Annotated in this window: 1 protein-coding gene and 2 pseudogenes; 2 read left to right on the forward strand and 1 reads right to left on the reverse strand. The window is 56.4% G+C overall.

Annotation, left to right across the window (positions count from 1 at the left end):
- A pseudogene (locus tag BLW40_RS17540) lies at positions 1-83 on the forward strand (IS5/IS1182 family transposase); the annotation flags it as partial.
- A gap of 153 nt (positions 84-236) precedes the next feature.
- Positions 237-2,612 carry an HsdM family class I SAM-dependent methyltransferase gene (locus BLW40_RS16935; protein WP_211656797.1) on the forward strand — a complete coding sequence of 792 codons (2,376 nt, stop codon included), beginning with the start codon at positions 237-239 and terminating at the stop codon, positions 2,610-2,612.
- Here BLW40_RS16935 and BLW40_RS17545 read toward each other — a convergent pair.
- Positions 2,596-2,677, reverse strand: a pseudogene (locus tag BLW40_RS17545) (IS5/IS1182 family transposase); the annotation flags it as partial. The gene BLW40_RS16935 and the pseudogene BLW40_RS17545 sit on opposite strands and share 17 nt — an antisense overlap.

Below are 2,677 nucleotides of genomic sequence, written 5' to 3' on the forward strand. Positions count from 1 at the left end.
GCATCGCCACCAGATACGACCGACTCGCCAAAAACTTCATGGCGGCGGTCTGCATTGCCGCAACCGTCAGTTACTGGTTATGAGTCCTGACCCTAACGGCCGAAACCCTACGGTTTCAGAACCTGATCTACGGCGCGGAGTCCGGACGGCTTTGGAAGGACTACGGCAATTATTTCCCGCCAAAAGAGCGCATTGACCAAGTTCTTCTTGATAATCTGAATTCGTCACATGAACTCTTGCAAACTGCCGAACTTGCCCAAGATGCGGCACAAGCGTTGCTCATTCAGGCAATGTTTATCGCCTATCTAGAAGATCGTGAGATTGTAACGCCTGCCTATTTTGCGGCCATTTCCGAGAACAGGGCTGAAAGTTTTTCGGGACTTCTAGAAACTGGCGACGTCGATCTCTTTCGTTCGCTCTTTCGAACTCTCCATAAAGATTTCAACGGAGACCTGTTCGTTGCGCCCTGCTCTTTCGAGCCGAAAGGTGAGGCACCAGAAGTAACGGCCATCCATCTTACCATCCTGGCTAGGTTTCGATCGGGACGTGAAGAGATGGCGCATTCAGGCCAGAAAAGGTTCTGGGGTTATGACTTCCGCTACATCCCGATCGAGCTTGTCAGTGCCGTCTATGATCGCTTTCTGGGGGAACGCAAGGCCGAACGCCGTGCAAACGGCGCTTACTACACGCCCATGTTCCTCGCCGACACCGTCGTCTCCCAAGCCTGGGAGATGTTAGCGGACACGACACGGACGGGTGGAAAGTTCCTCGACCCCGCTTGCGGTTCGGGCGTTTTTCTCGTCCGCTCGTTCCAGTGGCTCTGTGAGCATTGGCGAGCTAAGTACAAAACACAGACGATTTCCTGGAAGACGCTGCTATCTCTGTTGAGTCAAATTAATGGCTGGGATCTAAACGGCGGCGCAGTTCGCGTCGCGGTGTTCTCGCTCTATGTCGCCTTGCTCGAAGAAGTTTCACCACGAGACATCCGAAAACTCATCACCCGCGGAAAACTTCTCCCCGAACTATGGGGCAAGACTCTTGTCTGCCAAGACTTTTTCGAGGTGCCGCCAGACGGCACCCGGTACGATGTCATCATCGGCAATCCGCCATGGACCAGCCGCCGCGGGCCGACCCGCTCGTCCGTCCAGTGGAGCAAGATGAACGGCCACCCTATGCCCGGAGGCGAAGACGCCTGGGCATTCAGTTGGAAAGCCCTTTCACATCTCGCTGATGACGGACTGATCGCGTTCTTGTTGCCGACGATGGGATTTTTGCACAACCATGCCCAAAACACGGTTGACGCACGTAACGCGTTCTTCCGGAAATCTCAGGTCCATCGCATTATTAATTTCGCAGACCTCCGATTTCAGCTTTTCGAGAAGGCCCATCGTCCTGCCGCTCTGATCATCTTCGGCAGCCCGAAAGCGGAGAGCTTCCCATATCGGATCGACTATTGGGCTCCGAAGGCCGATCTTAATCTGCGCATCAAACGTGTCATCACCCTGAACAGCGCCGACAAGGCCATACTTGGGGTCGGCGCAGTTCTGGATAACCCACTTATCTTCAAGCAGCGGCTTTGGATGCGTGAGCCAGACGCCAAACTTTTTGGCTACCTCGCTAGGCTCCCCAAGCTGGAAGCGTTCGTCACCGATTTCGGCAGCCTGAGCCGTCGCCGTGAAGCGCTAGGCGATCGATGGGTGATCGGGCAAGGCTATCAGCCTTTCAATGAGGACAGCGAAGGCGACGCGCCTCCGCTCGCCAGCGAGTATGTCGGTCGATTGCCTGACCTACCGATTACAGCCTACTCACGTTTGGCTCTGGCCGCGGAAGGCTTGCAGCCTGCCGCTTCAACGATGGTTCGTCGTCGCGGATTCGAGGCCGGGTTCGACGGTACGCGCATTCTTATTCCGCGTGGGGTGGAGACATCACAAAATCGCCTGCGGGCGGCCTACTGTGATGAGCCGCTGACCTTCCAGCATATCTTCCAGGCAATCGTGGTGCCGGATGGCCAAAGCGACCGTGCGAAGGTCCTCACCGCAATACTCAATAGTCGCATCGCGGTCTGGTATGCCTTTCATGGCACCGCGTCGTTCGGTTCGGACCGACCGGAGGTCCAGCAGGCCGACCTCCTGCAATTACCATTTCCGTCGCCCGCCGATGTTCCTGATCGAAGTGAAGCCACTCAAGCAGCTCTTGAGCTGATCGCGATTGTGGACGAAGCATGCGGACGGTCCAAAGAGCCGTTTTCGTTGCAGATCGATGAGGGCGAGATCCTTCGAAGAATCGATCAGCTCGCGTACCAATATTTTTGCCTGTCGTCCGATGAAGTTGCGCTGATCGACGATACCGTAGAATCAATCCTGCCCGCGCTTCAGCCCCATGAAGGCCACTTCCCGAAACTGTGGGGCGCACCGGACGAACCGCAACGAGCGCAATACGCACACACGTTGGCGGTCAGCCTCTCAGACTGGTTCAAAGGCAAGAAAATCGGTGCGCGCCTAGTCGCGCGCGGCGCTGATCTGGCGATACTTCGCCTGCACCTCGGTGGCCATGAAGACTATGCAGAGGATGCGGCCGGCGAGCTAGGGTCAGGACTCATAACCAGTAACTGACGGTTGCGGCAATGCAGACCGCCGCCATGAAGTTTTTGGCGAGTCGGTCGTATCTGGTGGCGATG

This window comes from Magnetospirillum fulvum (assembly GCF_900108475.1).
GTDB lineage: Bacteria > Pseudomonadota > Alphaproteobacteria > Rhodospirillales > Magnetospirillaceae > Phaeospirillum > Phaeospirillum fulvum_A.